At 63.5% G+C, this 15,972-nt stretch carries 12 protein-coding genes; 5 read left to right on the top strand and 7 right to left on the bottom strand.

Features of this window, described 5'->3' with window-relative positions; genetic code table 11:
• Positions 1-50: 50 nt before the first annotated feature.
• Positions 51-950: a LysR family transcriptional regulator gene (locus tag H620_RS0105955; RefSeq protein WP_023380608.1), complete on the top strand. Its 900-nt coding sequence runs from the start codon at positions 51-53 to the stop codon at positions 948-950.
• Between the two features lie 101 nt (positions 951-1,051).
• Entirely contained in the window at positions 1,052-3,010 is a 1,959-nt protein-coding gene (locus H620_RS0105950) for an alkyl/aryl-sulfatase (RefSeq protein ID WP_027906940.1), read from the top strand.
• A 19-nt stretch (positions 3,011-3,029) separates the two neighbouring features.
• Here H620_RS0105950 and H620_RS0105945 read toward each other — a convergent pair whose 3' ends face one another.
• Genes H620_RS0105945 through H620_RS0105935 form a run of 3 tightly spaced genes read right to left on the bottom strand, consistent with a single transcriptional unit; the run spans position 3,030 to position 5,059 of the window.
• Positions 3,030-3,329 carry a DUF202 domain-containing protein gene (locus tag H620_RS0105945; protein WP_027906939.1) on the bottom strand — a complete coding sequence of 100 codons (300 nt, stop codon included), beginning with the start codon at positions 3,327-3,329 and terminating at the stop codon, positions 3,030-3,032.
• Entirely contained in the window at positions 3,322-3,708 is a 387-nt protein-coding gene (locus H620_RS0105940) for a YidH family protein (RefSeq protein WP_023380611.1), read from the bottom strand. Before H620_RS0105940 ends, H620_RS0105945 begins: the two co-directional genes overlap by 8 nt.
• Before the next feature lie 13 nt (positions 3,709-3,721).
• Complete coding sequence (locus H620_RS0105935; RefSeq protein ID WP_049818714.1) at positions 3,722-5,059, bottom strand: DUF1329 domain-containing protein; 1,338 nt, start codon at positions 5,057-5,059, stop codon at positions 3,722-3,724.
• Between the two features lie 149 nt (positions 5,060-5,208).
• Here H620_RS0105935 and H620_RS0105930 point away from each other — a divergent pair, with 149 nt between their 5' ends.
• On the top strand, positions 5,209-6,171 hold the full coding sequence (locus H620_RS0105930; protein ID WP_027906937.1) for a LysR family transcriptional regulator: 963 nt from the start codon (positions 5,209-5,211) through the stop codon (positions 6,169-6,171).
• Here H620_RS0105930 and H620_RS0105925 read toward each other — a convergent pair.
• The 3 genes from H620_RS0105925 to H620_RS0105915 all read right to left on the bottom strand — a co-directional run bounded on the left by H620_RS0105925 (position 6,156) and on the right by H620_RS0105915 (position 10,260).
• On the bottom strand, positions 6,156-7,472 hold the full coding sequence (locus H620_RS0105925; protein WP_023380614.1) for an MFS transporter: 1,317 nt from the start codon (positions 7,470-7,472) through the stop codon (positions 6,156-6,158). The two genes, H620_RS0105930 and H620_RS0105925, sit on opposite strands and share 16 nt — an antisense overlap.
• Positions 7,473-7,533: 61 nt before the next feature.
• Entirely contained in the window at positions 7,534-8,697 is a 1,164-nt protein-coding gene (locus H620_RS0105920; RefSeq protein ID WP_023380615.1) for an acyl-CoA dehydrogenase family protein, read from the bottom strand.
• 15 nt (positions 8,698-8,712) lie between these two features.
• Complete coding sequence (locus H620_RS0105915; protein WP_027906936.1) at positions 8,713-10,260, bottom strand: AMP-binding protein; 1,548 nt, start codon at positions 10,258-10,260, stop codon at positions 8,713-8,715.
• Between the two features lie 227 nt (positions 10,261-10,487).
• On the opposite strand from H620_RS0105915, the gene H620_RS0105910 reads away from it, so the two are divergent.
• A complete protein-coding gene (locus H620_RS0105910) occupies positions 10,488-13,031 on the top strand; it encodes an excinuclease ABC subunit UvrA (protein WP_023380617.1) in 2,544 nt (847 codons plus the stop codon).
• A 106-nt stretch (positions 13,032-13,137) separates the two neighbouring features.
• Here H620_RS0105910 and H620_RS0105905 read toward each other — a convergent pair whose 3' ends face one another.
• Positions 13,138-14,520 (bottom strand): purine-cytosine permease family protein, encoded by a 1,383-nt coding sequence (locus tag H620_RS0105905; protein ID WP_023380618.1) that lies wholly within the window; start codon positions 14,518-14,520, stop codon positions 13,138-13,140.
• Between the two features lie 248 nt (positions 14,521-14,768).
• Here H620_RS0105905 and H620_RS0105900 point away from each other — a divergent pair, with 248 nt between their 5' ends.
• Entirely contained in the window at positions 14,769-15,902 is a 1,134-nt protein-coding gene (locus H620_RS0105900; protein ID WP_051376122.1) for an MFS transporter, read from the top strand.
• Positions 15,903-15,972 lie beyond the last annotated feature (70 nt).

The raw sequence follows: 15,972 nt of genomic DNA, 5'->3' as shown, positions 1-15,972 counted from the left end.
GGCGCCTACTATTTTTGAAATTTTCATTTTCCATCCCATGTATTTTTCGCATGAATATTGGCAACTTCGATCTCAACTTGTTGCGCGTGCTAGACATGCTGCTGCGCGAGCAAAATGTGTCTCGCGCCGCCGAGCGCCTGGCCCTGACCCAGCCCACGGTGAGCAACGCACTGGCCCGCTTGCGCGACCTGCTCGATGACCCATTGCTGGTACGGGTTGGCCGACGAATGCGGCCTACCCCGCGCGCGCTGGCCTTGGAGGGCCCGATCCGTGCGGCCTTACAACAGATAGAGCAGACCCTTGGCGGCGGAGACAGCTTCACGCCATCGGTGAGCCACCGGCAGCTGCGCATCGCCCTCACCGACTTTGCCGAACAGCTATGCATGCCCGGGTTATTGACCACCTTGCACAACCAGGCCCCCCACCTGCGCGTGGATGTCGTGCATCTGGCGCCCAACCTGCCGGCCGAAGCCCTCGACCGGGGTGAACTGGACCTGGTACTGGGGCGCTTCGACGAAGTGCCGGCACGCTATGAGCGACGCCACTGGCGCAGCGAGACCCTGCATGTGGCAGTACGCCAGGGACACCCCGACGTCGATGGCGCACTCGACCTGCAGACTTTCCTGGGCTTGCGTCATCTTTGGGTGCACGGCGGCCAGACCCGTGGCATGGTCGATCAGTGGCTGGGCGAGCAGGGTCTAGCCCGGCGTATCGTCTACACCACACCCAACTATCTGCAAGCCGCACACCTTGCCGCCAGTTCTGACTTGTGTGTGGTATTGCCCACCGCGCTGGCGCGCCATTTCGCCCAGTTGCTGCCGCTGCAGGTATTCGACCTGCCCTTCGCCCTGGAACCGTTCCAGCTGGAGCTGGTGTACCTTGCCCACCGCCAGCACGATCCGGCGTTGGCCTGGCTGGTGGCCCGTATCATGGACATACGCGCCGGCTGAGCCATCGCATCCGGGCATGGCAGGGCATACAGCAGAGGTATTGGTTAGGCGCCAAGCTCTGTCCTTAGAGTGGTCGCCCTCAAAACCACAAGGAATGCCCCATGCGCCTACGATCTCTGCCCTACCTGCTGGCCATCGCTCTGCCCTTTACCGCGCACGCCGATTCGCCCGGCAAGGACGCTACCGACCTCACCCGCCAGAGTAATCAGCAATGGCTTCAACGCCTGCCGTTCGCCGACCGTAACGACTTCGCCGATGCTCGCCGCGGCTTGCTCGAAGCCGTGGACCAAGCCGTAGTCACTGCCGATGGCAAAACCGTCTGGGACCTGCAGCGCTATGCATTTCTCAACGGCGAGGCACCGGCCACGGTCAACCCGAGCCTGTGGCGTATCGCCCAGCTCAATACCATCGCAGGCTTGTTCAAGGTCACCGAGGGCATCTACCAGGTACGTGGCCTTGACCTGGCCAACATGACCCTGATCGAAGGCGAGCACGGCCTGATCGTCATGGACCCGCTGCTGTCGGTCGAGACTGCCAAGGCCGGGCTGGCGATGTACTTCCGGCATCGCCCGCAGCGTCCGGTGGTGGCGGTGATCTACACCCATCCCCACGTCGATCACTTCGGCGGAGTGCGCGGCGTGATCGACGAGGCCGACGTCAAGGCCGGGAAGGTTCAGGTCATCGCCCCGCAGGGCTTCTTCGAGCATGCCATCAGCGAAAACGTGCTGGCGGGGCCTGCAATGAAGCGACGAGCGCAGTACATGTATGGCGCACCGCTGCCACGCGGGCCGCGCGGCCAAGTGGACGCTGGCCTTGGCAAGGGTGTACCGGCCAATGCCACGGTCAGCCTGATCGCCCCCACGCGGCTGATCGAAAAACCCATCGAGACGCTGCGCATCGATGGTGTCGATATTGAGTTCCAGCTCACGCCCGGCACCGAGGCACCTGCCGAAATGAACCTGTGGTTCCCCACGTTCAAAGCCCTGTGCATGGCCGAAAACGCCTCCCACGTGCAGCACAACGTGCTGACCTTGCGCGGCGCCCAGGTGCGCGATGCCAAGGTCTGGGCGTACTACCTGGATCAATCGCTGTTGCGCTACGGCAACCAGGCCGAAGTGGTCTTCGCCCAGCACCACTGGCCGACCTGGGGTGGTGAGGCGATCCGCGAGTACCTGGCCGACCAGCGCGACATGTATGCCTTCATCGACAGCCAGACCCTGCGCCTGATCAACCGGGGCCTTGGCCCCACCGAGATCGCCGCCGAACTGACCTCGCTGCCGCCTCGGCTGGCCAGCAAATGGTACAGCCGCGACTATTACGGCTCGCTCAGCCATAACGTGCGTGCGGTTTACCAGCGCTACATGGGCTTCTACGATGGCAACCCGGCGACGCTGAACCCGCTGCCGCCACGCGAGACTGGCGAACATTACGTCAAGGCCCTCGGCGGTGCCGAGCGAGTGCTGACCTTGGCCAAGCAAGCGTATGACAACGGCGACTACCGCTGGGTAGCAGAGCTTACCCGCCACCTGATTTTTGCCCAGCCGGACCATCGCGCCGCGCGCGAGCTGCAAGCCGACGCACTGGAGCAACTGGGCTATCAAAGCGAAAACGCCACCTGGCGCAACGCCTACCTGACCGGCGCGCAGGAACTGCGTAACGGTGTGGCAACCACCGCCAGCAGGGGCGGTAGCGCCGATGACCTGGTGCGAGCCCTGACCCCATCGCTGTTCTTCGACTACCTGGGCGTGCGTGTCGATGCAGCCAAAGCTGCCGCGCAGGACCTGACCATCAACTGGCGCTTCACCGACCTGAACGAGTCCTATGCCCTGACCCTGCGCAATGGCGTGCTTACCCACCGCGACCATACGCAACACGCCAAGGCGGATGTGCAAGTGTCGATGAGCAAGGCCACCTTGGACCTCATCGCACTCAAGCAGACCGGTTTCCTCAAGGAAACCAAGTCAGGTGGCATCGTCATCAGCGGCGAGCGGGAGAAATTCATGCGCTTCATGGCGCAGTTGGACGAACCAGATGGGCGCTTCAACATCGTCACGCCCTGATTGACTCGACAGCGCCGCTCTAGATTGAGCGGCGCAACCACACACACAGCACCAGCAGCGCCACCCCTATGGCACAGAGCGGCACGATGCAGGCGCCTGCGCGTCCTTGCTCGCTGCACAACATGCCCAGTCCTCGGCGGTAGATCCCCCGCTCCCGCACCCGCCCCAGCAACGCCAGCAGCACGCCCATGCCCGCAATGGCGAGCATTTCGCCGCGCCAGGCCAGGCATGCCACTAGCAGCAATGAGACTTGGGTACGCCGCCAGGCCAGCACCGTGCGTTCTGCCTGCAGTCCCCGGTCGACACTGCAATCAACCATGCCAACGCCCCCACAACGCCTCTACCAGCGCAATGCTGGCCAGCGCGCATGCGATGCTTAGCAGCGGTACCAGCCGAGGTAACGGCAATGGCGCTTCGCAACGCAGTGCGCGTTCCACCGTTAACCAGCGCCAGCCAGCGCCCAGGCTTACCAGCAAGCTGGCTGCCAGCAGTGCCATTTCCATCGCCACCCGACCCGGCTGGGGCCAGGCGTGAGCAGCGAATGTCTCGATGGCAATGGCCCCGCCGAGCAACGCCAGGGCTGTGCGGATCCACGCAAGAAAGGTGCGCTCATTGGCCAGGGTAAAGCGCGGGTCGGGAGGCTTGCCCTGCCCCAGCAACCAGCGTTCCCACGTACGGTGACGATGATCAGGATTCATCTAGGGTCCTTTTTCAGCGCAGCCCCTGGCTACGCAGTGCGCCGGGTGAGAAGTAAGATGCACTGGTGCGTACATTGAAGGCGAAGGGCCTGGGTTGCTCGTTGGTCAGGCCTGAGAGCTGGTAGCGGCCACTGCGTAGGTCGTAGATCGCCTCCATGGCGTTGACCAGTGACTGCCCCGCCACGTGGTAATAGCTGTGGGCCTGGGCCGTACGCCAAAGCTTTCCCTGGCGATCGTAGAAGTCCGCCTCGACGATGGCCCAGCTGTCCTCGTCCAGGTAGTAGCGACGGCTCGCATAGATATGCTTCGCCCCCGGCTTCAGGGTGCCCACCAGTTCCCAGACCCGGTGCAGCTCGTAACGGGTCAACTGCGGGGTGACATGGCCTGGGCCGACCAGTGCTGCATAACCGACCAGCGGCGATGCCAGGCGATAGCTGTTATAGGGCACGTGCAGGGTCTTCTTACCGACCAAAGTCCATTCATAGAGGTCTGGAGCGCCGTTGAACATATCCCGGCTGTCGGCGGTTCGCAGGCCGGCAGTGCCCGGGGTGATGCTGTCATAGGCCAGCGCCGGTGCGCGACGAACCCGCCGCTGGCTGCTGCTGTACAACCACGACAAGCGCGGCTGCGCCACCTGGTCGAGGGTTTCGTGCAGCACCACGGCGTCGCCGGCCAGGCGCGACGGCGCGGTCAGGCGGTAGCTCAGGTAGTACAACACGTTACCGGTCCGACCTTCGGCCAGTACATCGGGTCGGGCGAAGGTCTGTTGCATGCTCATCGTGACGAAGCGTCCGTCTCCCCGTGGGGTGACACTGTCCGAGGCCAGGCTGTAGCTGCCATTTCGCGGTCGCGTGAGGTGATTCCATAGCACTTGCAGGCCGTTGCTCGGCTGCGGAAATGCGAGCACTCCGGCAAAGCCCTGCAAGCCATTGCCATCGTTGGTCAAATGAACGCTGGTAGCGTTGTGCCGCGCCCACTCGGCCACTTGGGTCGACACCGCGACACTGCGATGCGACGGGTAGACAGGTAGGCGAAACGACTGGGGATAACGCTCGATCAAGGCCACTTGTCCATCCGTGAGCTGCTGACGATAGCGCTGGTAGTTCTGCGCGGTGATGACGTACAGCGGCTGCTCATCGGCGTAGGGATCCAGTGGCGTACCGTTGACCGACAGCGATACCTGACCCGCTTGCAAACCGCCAGTCCATGCCGGGACACTGCCATCGCGGGTAGGCCCTCGTTCGGCGCCCACGGGTGTCAGTTCCTCGGTCATCGGTGTCGCCCCCAGGTGCGGGGCCAACAGGCTGGCGTGGACGAGCAGGATGCAGCGCAGCAGTGCTAAAGATTTCATATCGCGTGGCCTCTTGTATTTACCGGACCTGACCGGGCTTGCCTTGGCCTGCCCTTTCGGGGTGATACTAGGAGCCGCGCTTCGAACCCCACAAATAACGTGTTCGGATACGTGCCATATCAGTTCGGCATACCCTTGGAACCGCTCCAATGACCTTGAAACAGCTCCGTTACCTGATCGCCATCGTCGAAGCTGGCAGCTTCTCTTCCGCCTCACGCCGGTCCTATATCGCCCAACCTGCGTTGAGCAGGCAGATCGGCCTGCTGGAGAGTGAACTGGAGATGCAGTTGCTCGACCGCCAGCACGACGGCATTGCCCTGACCGACGCCGGGCGCCAGTTGTACGAGGTGGCCCGCCAGGTTGTGCAGAAACTCGACTCGGTCAAGGACGAGCTGAAATCCAGCCGCGGCGACCCTAAAGGCCATGTGGCCATCTCCATTCCGGCCACGGCCGCCGACTTGCTGCTACCGGAAATCGTCAGGCGCGCCGAACAGCGCTTCCCCGGGGTGACCCTGACGGTGTGGGATGGCCTGAGCCGAGAGGGTGGCCAGGCCATCGAACTGGGCAAAGTGGATTTTGGTGTGGTGCCCAACGCCGAGGAGCTCGAGCATGTGGAAGCCGAGGCAATCTTCACCGAGGCCCTCTACTGGGTCGGCGCCAGCGCGCCGGGTGCCGCCGACACCATCACCCTGGCCGAAGCGGCGGCCACCCGGTTGGTCCTGCCACCCCGCGCGCTACACCTGCGCCGCCGCATCGAGCAGGCAGCCATGGAAGCGGGCGTGCCCTTGGCAGCGGCCTATGAACAGCAATCGGCTCCCGGCATCGCCAGCCTGGTGCGTGCAGGCCTGGCGGCGACCATCAGCAACTGGCCGCCGCTCAGTGAACTGCTTGAACCCACGGCGGCGCGACGCATTGTCGAACCGCGCATCAGCCGCACCATCGCCTTGGCCCATTCGCGCCACAAGCCGCTGTCGTTCGCCGCTGGCTGCCTGCGCGACCTGGTGCGAGGCGTGTTGGTCGACCTGGTCAACAGTGCCCGTTGGCGGGGCGAGCTGATTGGGTGTGAGGCTGAGCCATTGGAGTCCGTGCTTGGTGTTCAGCTTGCGGTCTGAGAGCGCACCCGGACACCCCGCTTGACCACAGCTGGCTCGCGCAAGCGCTGTAACGTGCGCTGCGGATTCAAGGTCGCCAGGCCAACCAATCCGGCCAGCACCAGCACCGCGCCACATACCAGGAAACCCTGGGCGTAACCGGCCGGGTGTTCGGCCCCCGCGCCCTGCACCAGCAGACCAGTCACCACCGGCGCTGCCAGGCCGGCCAGTGAAGCGATACCATTGCCCATCGCGAGGATGCCGCCACGCTGGGCCGCCGGGGTGAACTCGGCGAGCATCGCCGGCCCCACCGAGTACATCACCAACGCCAGGCCCCCACTGAAGGTCAGCGCGGCAACCCGTACCGCAGTGCTCAGCCCAGGCAGGATCAACGATGCCGACAGTAGCCCTCCCAGCACCAGGCACAGCGAGACGAAGACTCCGCGCGCCACCCGCGACGGCATGCCTCGGCGCATCAGACGCTGCGATAGCCAGGCCAACAACAGGCTTAGCGGCGTGGTCACCACCACGAACATGACGAAGATGTGCCCCGTCTGCAGCGGATCGATACCCAGGCCGACCTGCAGGTAACTGGGCACCCAGGTCAAGGTCAGGGCCAGCGACCAGTTGGCTGCGAAGTGGCAAAGGTAGTTGCCAAGGACGCTGGGGTCGCTCAACAACCTGCGATACGGTATCGCCGTGTCATCCGCCCTGAGTTGGCTGGCACGCAGGCGCTCGAGGGTGCCCTCCTTACCCAGTCGCCACCAGAGCAGGCACCAGACCAGGCCGATCAGCGCAAGGATAATGAAGTTGGTGCGCCAGCCATAGTGCAGGCTGACCCAGGGGATCATCGCGCCCGCCACCAGCAGCCCCATGGCACTACCGGCATGCAGCAACGCTACCGGCAGGTTGCGTCGGTCATTGGGGAACCACTTGTACAGCGCATGGGTCGCCACCGGTGATGCCGGTCCCTCACCGATGCCCAGCAACACGCGGCAGGCAACGATCGCCCAGAGTGAGGTGGCGAACAGCATCGGCAGTTGTATCACTGCCCAGAAAAGGCCCATGCCCAACAGCAAGGTCCGTGTCGGGCGCCGGTTGGCCATGAAGCCACCGACCACGGCCGATGCGGCAAAGCACCAATGCAAAGCGCCACCGATCAGACCGAACTCAGTGGCCGTCAGGCCCAATTCGGCGCTCATCGGCACCGCCACCAGGCCGATCACCACCTTGTCGAGGAAGTTCACCAGCATCAGCAAGGCCAGCAGGACGGCCACCAGCCAGGCCGTACGAGGGTTGGGCAGCGAAGAATCTGCAGTCATGGCAAGTACTCTTGTTCTTGTTGTGGGGTGTTGCAAGGCCGCCCCAAGGGCGGCCCGACGGTCACGCAGGCATCAATACGCCTTTGGCGATGGTGTTGCGTTGGATCTCGCTGGTACCGGTGAGGATACGCATCATCCGCGTGGCGCGGAAAATCCACTCCACGGGATGGCCCTGCATCAGCCCGGCCCCGCCATGCACCTGCACCGCTTTGTCGGCGATACGAAACGCCGCTTCGGAGACGAACAGCTTGCACATCGGCGCCTGGGTGCGAATATCGCCTCCGGCGTCGTTCACCTGGGCGGTTGCATACACCATGCTGCGCGCGGCATGCAGTTCGGTGGCCATGTCGGCGATCATATGGTTCACCGCCTGGAACATGGCGATCGGCTGGCCGAACTGCTTGCGCGTACGCGCATGCTCGATCGACAGGTTCAGGGCCAGGCCGGCCATACCCAGCAGGGTTGGGCAATGTAGCAAGCGATTGAGGGTGATGCGGCCCATGGCGAGCTTGAAGCCCTGCCCCTCCTCACCGATCAGGTTGGCCGCTGGCACACGCACTTCGTCCAGCACGATATCGCCATGGGCTCCGCCGCCGGACATCACTGAATAGTCGCTCTCGACACGTACGCCCCGAGCCTTCAGGTCGACGAAGAACGCCGAAATCCCCTGGGCGCCCTGCCCCGGACCGGTCACCGCCAGCAGCACTGCCAGGTCGGCATAGGTCGCACCGGAAATGTAGCGCTTGCTGCCGCTGAGCACATAATGATCGCCTTCACGCCGTGCCTGGGTGCGAATGGCCGTTGCATCCGAGCCTGCCTCGGCCTCGGTCAGGGCGAAACACACGGCTTTTTCGGCGCGGCACACTGGCTGTAGGAAGGTCTCGACCTGATAAGGGCTGGCTACTTTGAACAGGTGGCCGACGCGCGGCGGCCCGGACAACTCGCCCAGTACATGCGGCGCGAGCATCGACCCGGTCAGCACCGTGGCCTCCTTCACCGCGCACAGGTCCGCGACGTTCAGGCCGGCACCGCCCATGCTTTCTGGCAACATGACCTTGTAAAGACCTTGTTCACTGGCGCGTTTCCACACCTGGCGCAGCACTGCCTGCGGGTGCGGACGTGCCCAGTCCAACTGTGCCTCTTGCTCCAGCGGACGAACCTGGTCGCGGACGAAACCTTCGATGGCTTCGATGATCTGCGCAGCCTTTGCACTTGGTTGATACATGCTGATGCTCCCTGATTAGATACGACGTTCGCTGTGTTGCCAGTAGGCTTCGCGGACCAGTCGGCGCACGACCTTGCCATTGGGGTTCTTCGGTAGTTCGGCGACGAAATCCACACCGCGTGGCTTCTTGAATCCGGCCAGGGCGCGGCCGCAGCGCTCGATCAGCTCGGCCGCATCCAGCTGTGCCCCAGGCTTGAGCACCACCACCGCGCGCACCGCTTCGCCCCACTGTTCGTCGGGGACGCCGACTACCGCCGCCTCGAACACTTCGGGGAAGCCATAGATCACCTGCTCCACTTCGCTGGGGTACACGTTGAACCCACCGGAGATGATCATCTCCTTCTTGCGGTCGACGATGAACACGTAGCCCTGGGCATCGACGGTCGCCAGGTCGCCGGTGAGGTAGTAGCCGTCACGCATGACTTCGGCGGTGAGCGCCGGCGCACGCCAGTAGCCCTGCATGATGTCTGGCCCCTTGACGACGATCTCGCCGACCTCGCCCGGCGCCACATCCTCGAAGGCCTCGTTCACCACCCGCAAATCGGTCTCGAAATAGCACCGCCCGCATGAAGCCAGGCGCTGGTAATTGCCATCCTCGACCAGATGGTCCTGCTCGGTCAGCACGGTCACCAGCGAACAGGTCTCGCCAGCACCGTAACCTTGCGCGAGGATCGGCCCGAACAGTTCGATGGCCTTCTTCACCAGGGCCGGCGCCATGGGGGCAGCGCCATACATGACCAGCTTCAGGCTGGACAGGTCGAAGCGCTCGACACCAGGGAAGTTCACCAGCCGGTTGATCATCGCCGGCACCAGGAACAGCCGGGTCACCCGCTCACGCTGGATGGTCTCCAGCAACAGCGAATCGTCAAAACGGTCCAGCAGGAGGTTGCATGCGCCGACTGCCAGCAGCGGCATGATCTGCATACCGCTGGCATGGGTGATCGGCCCTACGTGGGCCATGACGTCATCAGGTCCGGAGCGACGCGTGGGGCTGGCGATACTCTTGCGCACCAGGGCCTTACGGTTGCCGAACGACAGCATGGCCGCCTTCAGCACACCGGAGCTACCCGAGGTATAGTGCAGCACCGCCAGCGCATCGTCGTCAGGGTCCCGGCAAAACGGCGCTTCGCTACCGAGTTCGAGCAGCGCGTCGTATCGCAGGTCACCGTCATCGCCTTCCAGCGCGATAACCTTGCGCAACATCGGTAACGTCTCGCGTCGCTCGGCCAGCGCGCGGGCGAAGGTGGCATCGGTGATCAGCGCAACGCTGCAAGCGTCTTCCAGCACCCGCACCACTTCATCCAGCGACAACCGCGCGTTGATCGGCACCTTGACCATCGCCGCCTTGTACAGGGCGACCTCCGCCTCCACCAACTCCACACGGTTGGCTGCCAGGATCGCCACATGTTCACCGGCGGCCACACCCAGTGCCCCCAGCCCCGAGGCCAGTCGGTTGCTACGGTGCTCCAGCTGGGCGTAGGTCAAGCGCGTCTGACGGTCCGCCACGGCGGTGTGGTCAGGCCAGTAGCGGGCACTGCGGGTAATGATCTTTCCAAGGTTCACGTTGTTGTTCTCGTCGACAGGAAGACGTCGACGATGCTAAACAGCGCGGGCCGGACAGATGTAATACCAGATTCCGATGCCGGCCATATCGAATTTGACTGGCTGGCGTTGGAAACGCCGAACGACACCAGCCGAAGTGTTTATGGCCCCTTGCATGACGCTCCGGGGTAGGCAGCCAAGCCAGACATTGGCTACCGTACCCTCTATTGCCCAACACCGAGCCGCCCATGACCCGCCCTCCTTCATCGACCAAGCCCAGCCACCTCGACAGCGAAGGCTGTGTGGTGGTGCGCGGCGCACGTGAACACAACCTCAAGGAGGTGGATGTCGCCATCCCCCGCGATGCATTGGTGGTGTTTTCCGGCGTGTCCGGCTCGGGCAAGTCTTCCTTGGCCTTCGGCACCCTGTACGCCGAAGCGCAGCGGCGCTATTTCGAATCCGTGGCCCCTTATGCCAGGCGCCTGATCGACCAGGTGGGCGTGCCGGATGTCGACGCCATCGATGGTTTGCCGCCGGCGGTGGCACTGCAACAGCAACGCGGGGCAAGCAATGCCCGCTCCTCGGTCGGCAGCGTCACCAACCTGTCCAGCCTGCTGCGGATGATGTACTCCCGCGCGGGCCACTATCCGCCCGGGCAGAGCATGCTGTATGCCGAAGATTTCTCGCCCAACACACCGCAAGGTGCCTGCCCGGCGTGCCATGGGCTGGGGCATGTCTTCCAGGTCACCGAAGCGACCCTGGTCCCCGACCCATCCCTGAGCATCCGTGACCGGGCGATTGCCGCATGGCCTCCGGCGTGGCACGGGCAGAACCTGCGCGACATCCTGGTGACCTTGGGCTACGACGTCGACAAGCCCTGGAAGGATCTGCCGCAGAAGGACCGCGACTGGATCCTGTTCACTGAAGAGTCGCCCACGGTGCCGGTTTACGCCGGACTCACACCCGCCGAAACCCGTATTGCGCTCAAGCGCAAGCTCGAACCCAGCTACATGGGCACCTTCACCGGCGCCCGGCGCTATGTGCTGCATACCTTCGCCAATAGCCAGAGTGCCCTGATGCGAAAGCGCGTGTCGCGCTTCATGCAAGGCCACCCCTGTCCGGCTTGTGCCGGCAAGCGCCTCAAGCCCGAAGCGTTGTCGGTGACCTTCTGTGGAGTGGATATCGGCACCCTGGCGCAGATGCCGCTGGACCAGGTGGCAGCACTGCTCGAACCGGTCGCCCAGGGCGAGACCAATGCGCATTTCACGCGCTCGGCAGAAAAACAACTGGCCGCGCAGCGCCTGGCCGAAGGCGTGCTGACGCGCCTGCGTACCCTGCAGCAACTGGGCCTTGGCTACCTCACCCTGGAGCGCGCCACACCGACATTGTCGACCGGCGAGCTTCAGCGCCTGCGCCTGGCCACGCAACTGAGTGCCTTGCTGTTTGGCGTGGTGTATGTGCTCGACGAGCCCTCCGCCGGGTTGCACCCTTCTGACAGCCAGGCGCTGTACGATGCCCTCGACCGGCTGCGCGTTGCTGGAAACTCGGTATTCGTGGTCGAGCACGACCTTGAGTTGATGCGCCGCGCTCAGTGGTTGGTGGACGTCGGCCCCGATGCCGGCGAGCGCGGTGGACGGGTGCTGTACAGCGGTCCGCCGGCCGGTTTGCGTGAAGTGGCCGAGTCCCACACTGCCCATTACCTGTTCGAGCAGTTGCCCACCCCCGCCAGTCATGCCCGCACGCCCACCGGTTGGCTGGAGCTACAGGGGATCCGCCGGCACAACCTGCAGGGCGTCGATACCCGCGTGCCACTTGGCGTGCTCACGGCGGTCACGGGTATTTCCGGCTCCGGCAAATCGAGCCTGATCGCCCAGGCTTTGCCTGAGTTGATGCTGCTTCACCTGGGGCACGAACCGGAAGAGAACACCGACGACAGCAGCGTCGAAGGGCCGACCATCATCGAACGCACCAGCGGCCACCTCGGTGGTGACGTGCATGCCGTGCAACGTGTCGTGCAGGTGGACCAAAAGCCAATCGGCCGCACCCCACGCTCCAACCTTGCCACCTACACCGGATTGTTCGACCCGGTTCGCAAATTGTTCGCCGCCACCGAGCAGGCACGCAAGCGCCGCTACGACGCCGGACGCTTTTCGTTCAACGTGGCCAAGGGACGCTGCGATACCTGCGAAGGTGAAGGCTTCGTCAGCGTCGAGCTGCTGTTCATGCCTAGCGTCTATGCCCCCTGCCCCACCTGCCACGGTGCCCGTTACAACGAAGAAACCCTCGCTGTCCGCTGGAACGGCCACACCATCGCCGACGTGCTGCGCATGACTGTGGAGCAAGCCTGCGACAGCTTCGCCGATGAACCGGCCGTATTGCGCTCACTGCAGGTCCTGCGTGAGATCGGCCTGGGCTACCTGCGCCTGGGTCAACCGGCCACCGAGCTGTCCGGTGGCGAGGCCCAACGCATCAAGTTGGCCACTGAGCTGCAGCGCAGTCAGCGCGGCCGCACCCTGTATGTGCTCGACGAGCCGACCACAGGCTTGCACGTAGCCGATGCCGACCGCCTGATGGCGCAACTGCAGCGCCTGGTCGATGCCGGCAACAGTGTAGTGGTGATCGAGCACGACATGCGCGTGGTTGCACAGGCTGACTGGGTCATCGACATCGGGCCGGGTGCGGGACATGCAGGTGGCCGGGTCGTGGCGACGGGGACAGTCGACCACGTCGCTCAGGTCAAGGGCAGCCGTACTGCACCGTACCTTGCACAAGAGCTGGCAAGGAGAGTCTGAAACTCCGGCCTTGCCAACCTACAGTCATCACTTGGCTAACGGCGGTCCCGGCTAGCCTCGACGAACGTCGCGTCAACCGTCCGCCGACGCCCACTGACGCGATGATTCACTCTACCGGGTGCTGGCCATACAACCCGGCGCTCGCACTAGCCGGTCGGCTGTTGACCATGCAGTACAGCGCCCCAGCCAGCACCAAACCCATGGCCCAGCTGATATCAGCGTCCAGCCACTGGGCAATGAATCCGGTGTAGAACGACAGCTTCATGAACGGTATCGTGCCAATGATGGAGACCGCATAGACCGCCAGGGTCCGCCGGTTGAAGCGCCCGTAGCGGCCCTTGATATCGTAAAGGTCAGCCACCGAGTAGTGGCCTCGGCAGACCCAGTAGTAGTCCACCAGGTTGATCGCGCTCCAGGGGATCAACAGGTACAGCTGACCGATCAGAATGTCGGCGAAGAAGGTGTCGAAGTGGTACTGGGTGGCGATCGCGATCAGGGTTGCGGCAATGCTCAGTACCGCCATCACCACGGCTTTGGCTGCTGCTGTGACCTGCTTGAGCTCGCCGAATGCACCGAAGATCGTCACCGTGGACATGTAAGCGCTGTAGAGGCAAAGCACGTTGTACTGGATGACGCCCAACGCGATCACAGCCAGCGCCAGCGGTGCCCACGGTCCGAACAACGAGGCAATCGCGGTGGCCGGGTCGTGGCCGAGCGCGGTGGGTATGGCCACGGCCAACAAGGCACCAAGCGCCATCATGGCGAATGAACCCAACGCACAACCGCAATAGGTCGTCCAGAATGTGTCGCGGGTGCGTACATTGGCCGGCAGGTAGCGTGAATAATCAGCCACATAAGGGCCATAGCCCAATGTCCATGAAGCTGCCTGGGCGATGACCAAATTGAACGCTGCGAACGAGAAACCGGTGCTCGGCGCCATGGTCGCGGCCGGGTCCAGCGGGTACAACAGGATCAGCACCATGGCGGTGGCGAACACCAGCGTCGACAAAACGCTCATCCAGGCGCCCAAGCGGTGGATCAGTTCATAGCCAACGAAACCGATAACGAAGGTCAGCACACCAACCAGTACGATGGCCTGGTCATCGCTCATCGGCATCAGCGCCTTCAAGGCATCGCGCATGAGCACGCCACTGGCGGCCAGAAACAACACTGCCGCAACAACCATCACCAACAGCGGAATGGCTGCGCCATAGACGCCGAATTGCGCGCGGCTCTGGATCATTTGTGGAATGCCCAGGTGCGGGCCCTGGGCCGAGTGCGCGGCCATGAACACGGTGCCGACCAGGTTGCCGATCAACAAGCCCAGCAATGTCCAGCCGAAACTCAAGCCTGACGCAATACCCAGCGTGCCGACCATCAAGGCCGTGACCTGGAAATTGGAACTGAACCAGATAGTGAACAAACGTCGGGGGGTGCCGTAACGCTCGCTATGGGGGACAAACTCGATACTGCGCTTTTCCAGCTTCACGACAGCCTCCTGATTCATTTTCACGATTATCAGTGGGTTATCGATGGCCTCTCGGCCTGTTAGCGAACGCCTCATAGCTAGTAACGCCATGCCTCGGCGCAATGACCGACGGCCAACCCGGTCCTCGACGCTGCAGTCGTGGATTGTCTAAGATGCCCCCTTTACCGTTTCAGCATGTTTCAATAAGGATCTCGATGTCTGTTATTCAAGCGCCACCGCCAGTGCGCAGCACGTCCACCGTTGCCAAGATGGAGGCCGCCCTGGCGCTGGGCAGCTTCGCCATCGGTACCGGCGAGTTCGCCATCATGGGCTTGATGCCCGATATCGCCAATAACCTGCAATTGAGCGAGCCTCAGGTGGGCCATGCGATCAGTGCCTACGCCCTGGGGGTGATGGTCGGTGCACCGACACTGGCCATTCTGGGCGCCAGGCTGCTGCGCAAGCACCTGTTGCTGTGGTTGATGGCGCTTTATGCCATCGGTAACCTGGCCACAGCATTCGCACCCTCGTTCGCCAGCCTGGTCGCCTTCCGGTTCATCAGCGGGCTTCCCCATGGAGCATACTTCGGTATCGCGGCGGTAGTGGTTTCGAGCATGGTGCCGACCGATCAGCGTGCCAGCGCGGTGGCGCGGGTCATGATGGGGCTGACCTTGGCGATGTTGCTGGGCAACCCGGTCGCCACTTTCCTCGGGCAATTCTTTGGCTGGCGTTCCGCTTTCGTGCTGGTCGGGATGATCGCCCTGTGCACCATCGCCATGGTCTGGCGCTTCGTGCCCCAGCGCCATGACGAGGTGCGCAGCGACCCACGCAAGGAGCTGCAGGCCTTCCGGCTGCCACAGGTGTGGATGGCACTGGCCATCGCCTCCATTGGCTTTGCGGGTATGTTCTGCGTGTTCAGCTACCTGGCCCCGACCATGCTCGAAGTCACCCAGGTGTCACCGCAGTGGATTCCATTTGGCCTGGCAGCATTCGGGGTCGGCGGCATCGTCGGTAACATCGCAGGCGGCAAGCTGTTCGACCGTTGGCAGTTCCGCGCCGTTGGGCTGGTGCTGGTATGGTCGATGGCGGTGCTGCTGTTCTTCTCGTTCGCCGCCAGCGCACTGTGGTCGCTGCTGCTGGGGATTGGCCTGGTCGGCACCATGATCGCATTGGCAGCGCCCCTGCAGATTCGTTTGATGGATATCGCCCATGAAGCCCCAAGCCTGGCAGCGGCGTCGAACCATGCAGCATTCAACCTGGCCAATGCGCTCGGTCCCTGGTTTGGCGGAATGGCGATCACTGCCGGCTTGGGGTGGACGAGTACGGGTTACATCGGCGCTGCTGCCGCCCTGGTTGGCCTGGCGCTCTACCTGTGCGCGCGCCGCATGAAAGGTGGGCACTGAACCGTGAGCAGTACGGCCGTGGGGCTCCCCCACGGCCTTTTATGTATACTCCGGCGCCCCAGAGTCAAAT

This window comes from Pseudomonas taiwanensis DSM 21245, assembly GCF_000425785.1.
In the GTDB taxonomy this organism is placed as follows: Bacteria; Pseudomonadota; Gammaproteobacteria; order Pseudomonadales; family Pseudomonadaceae; genus Aquipseudomonas; species Aquipseudomonas taiwanensis.
The sequence above is the reverse complement of the archived record's forward strand: the minus strand, read 5'-3'. Positions and strand labels throughout refer to the sequence as shown.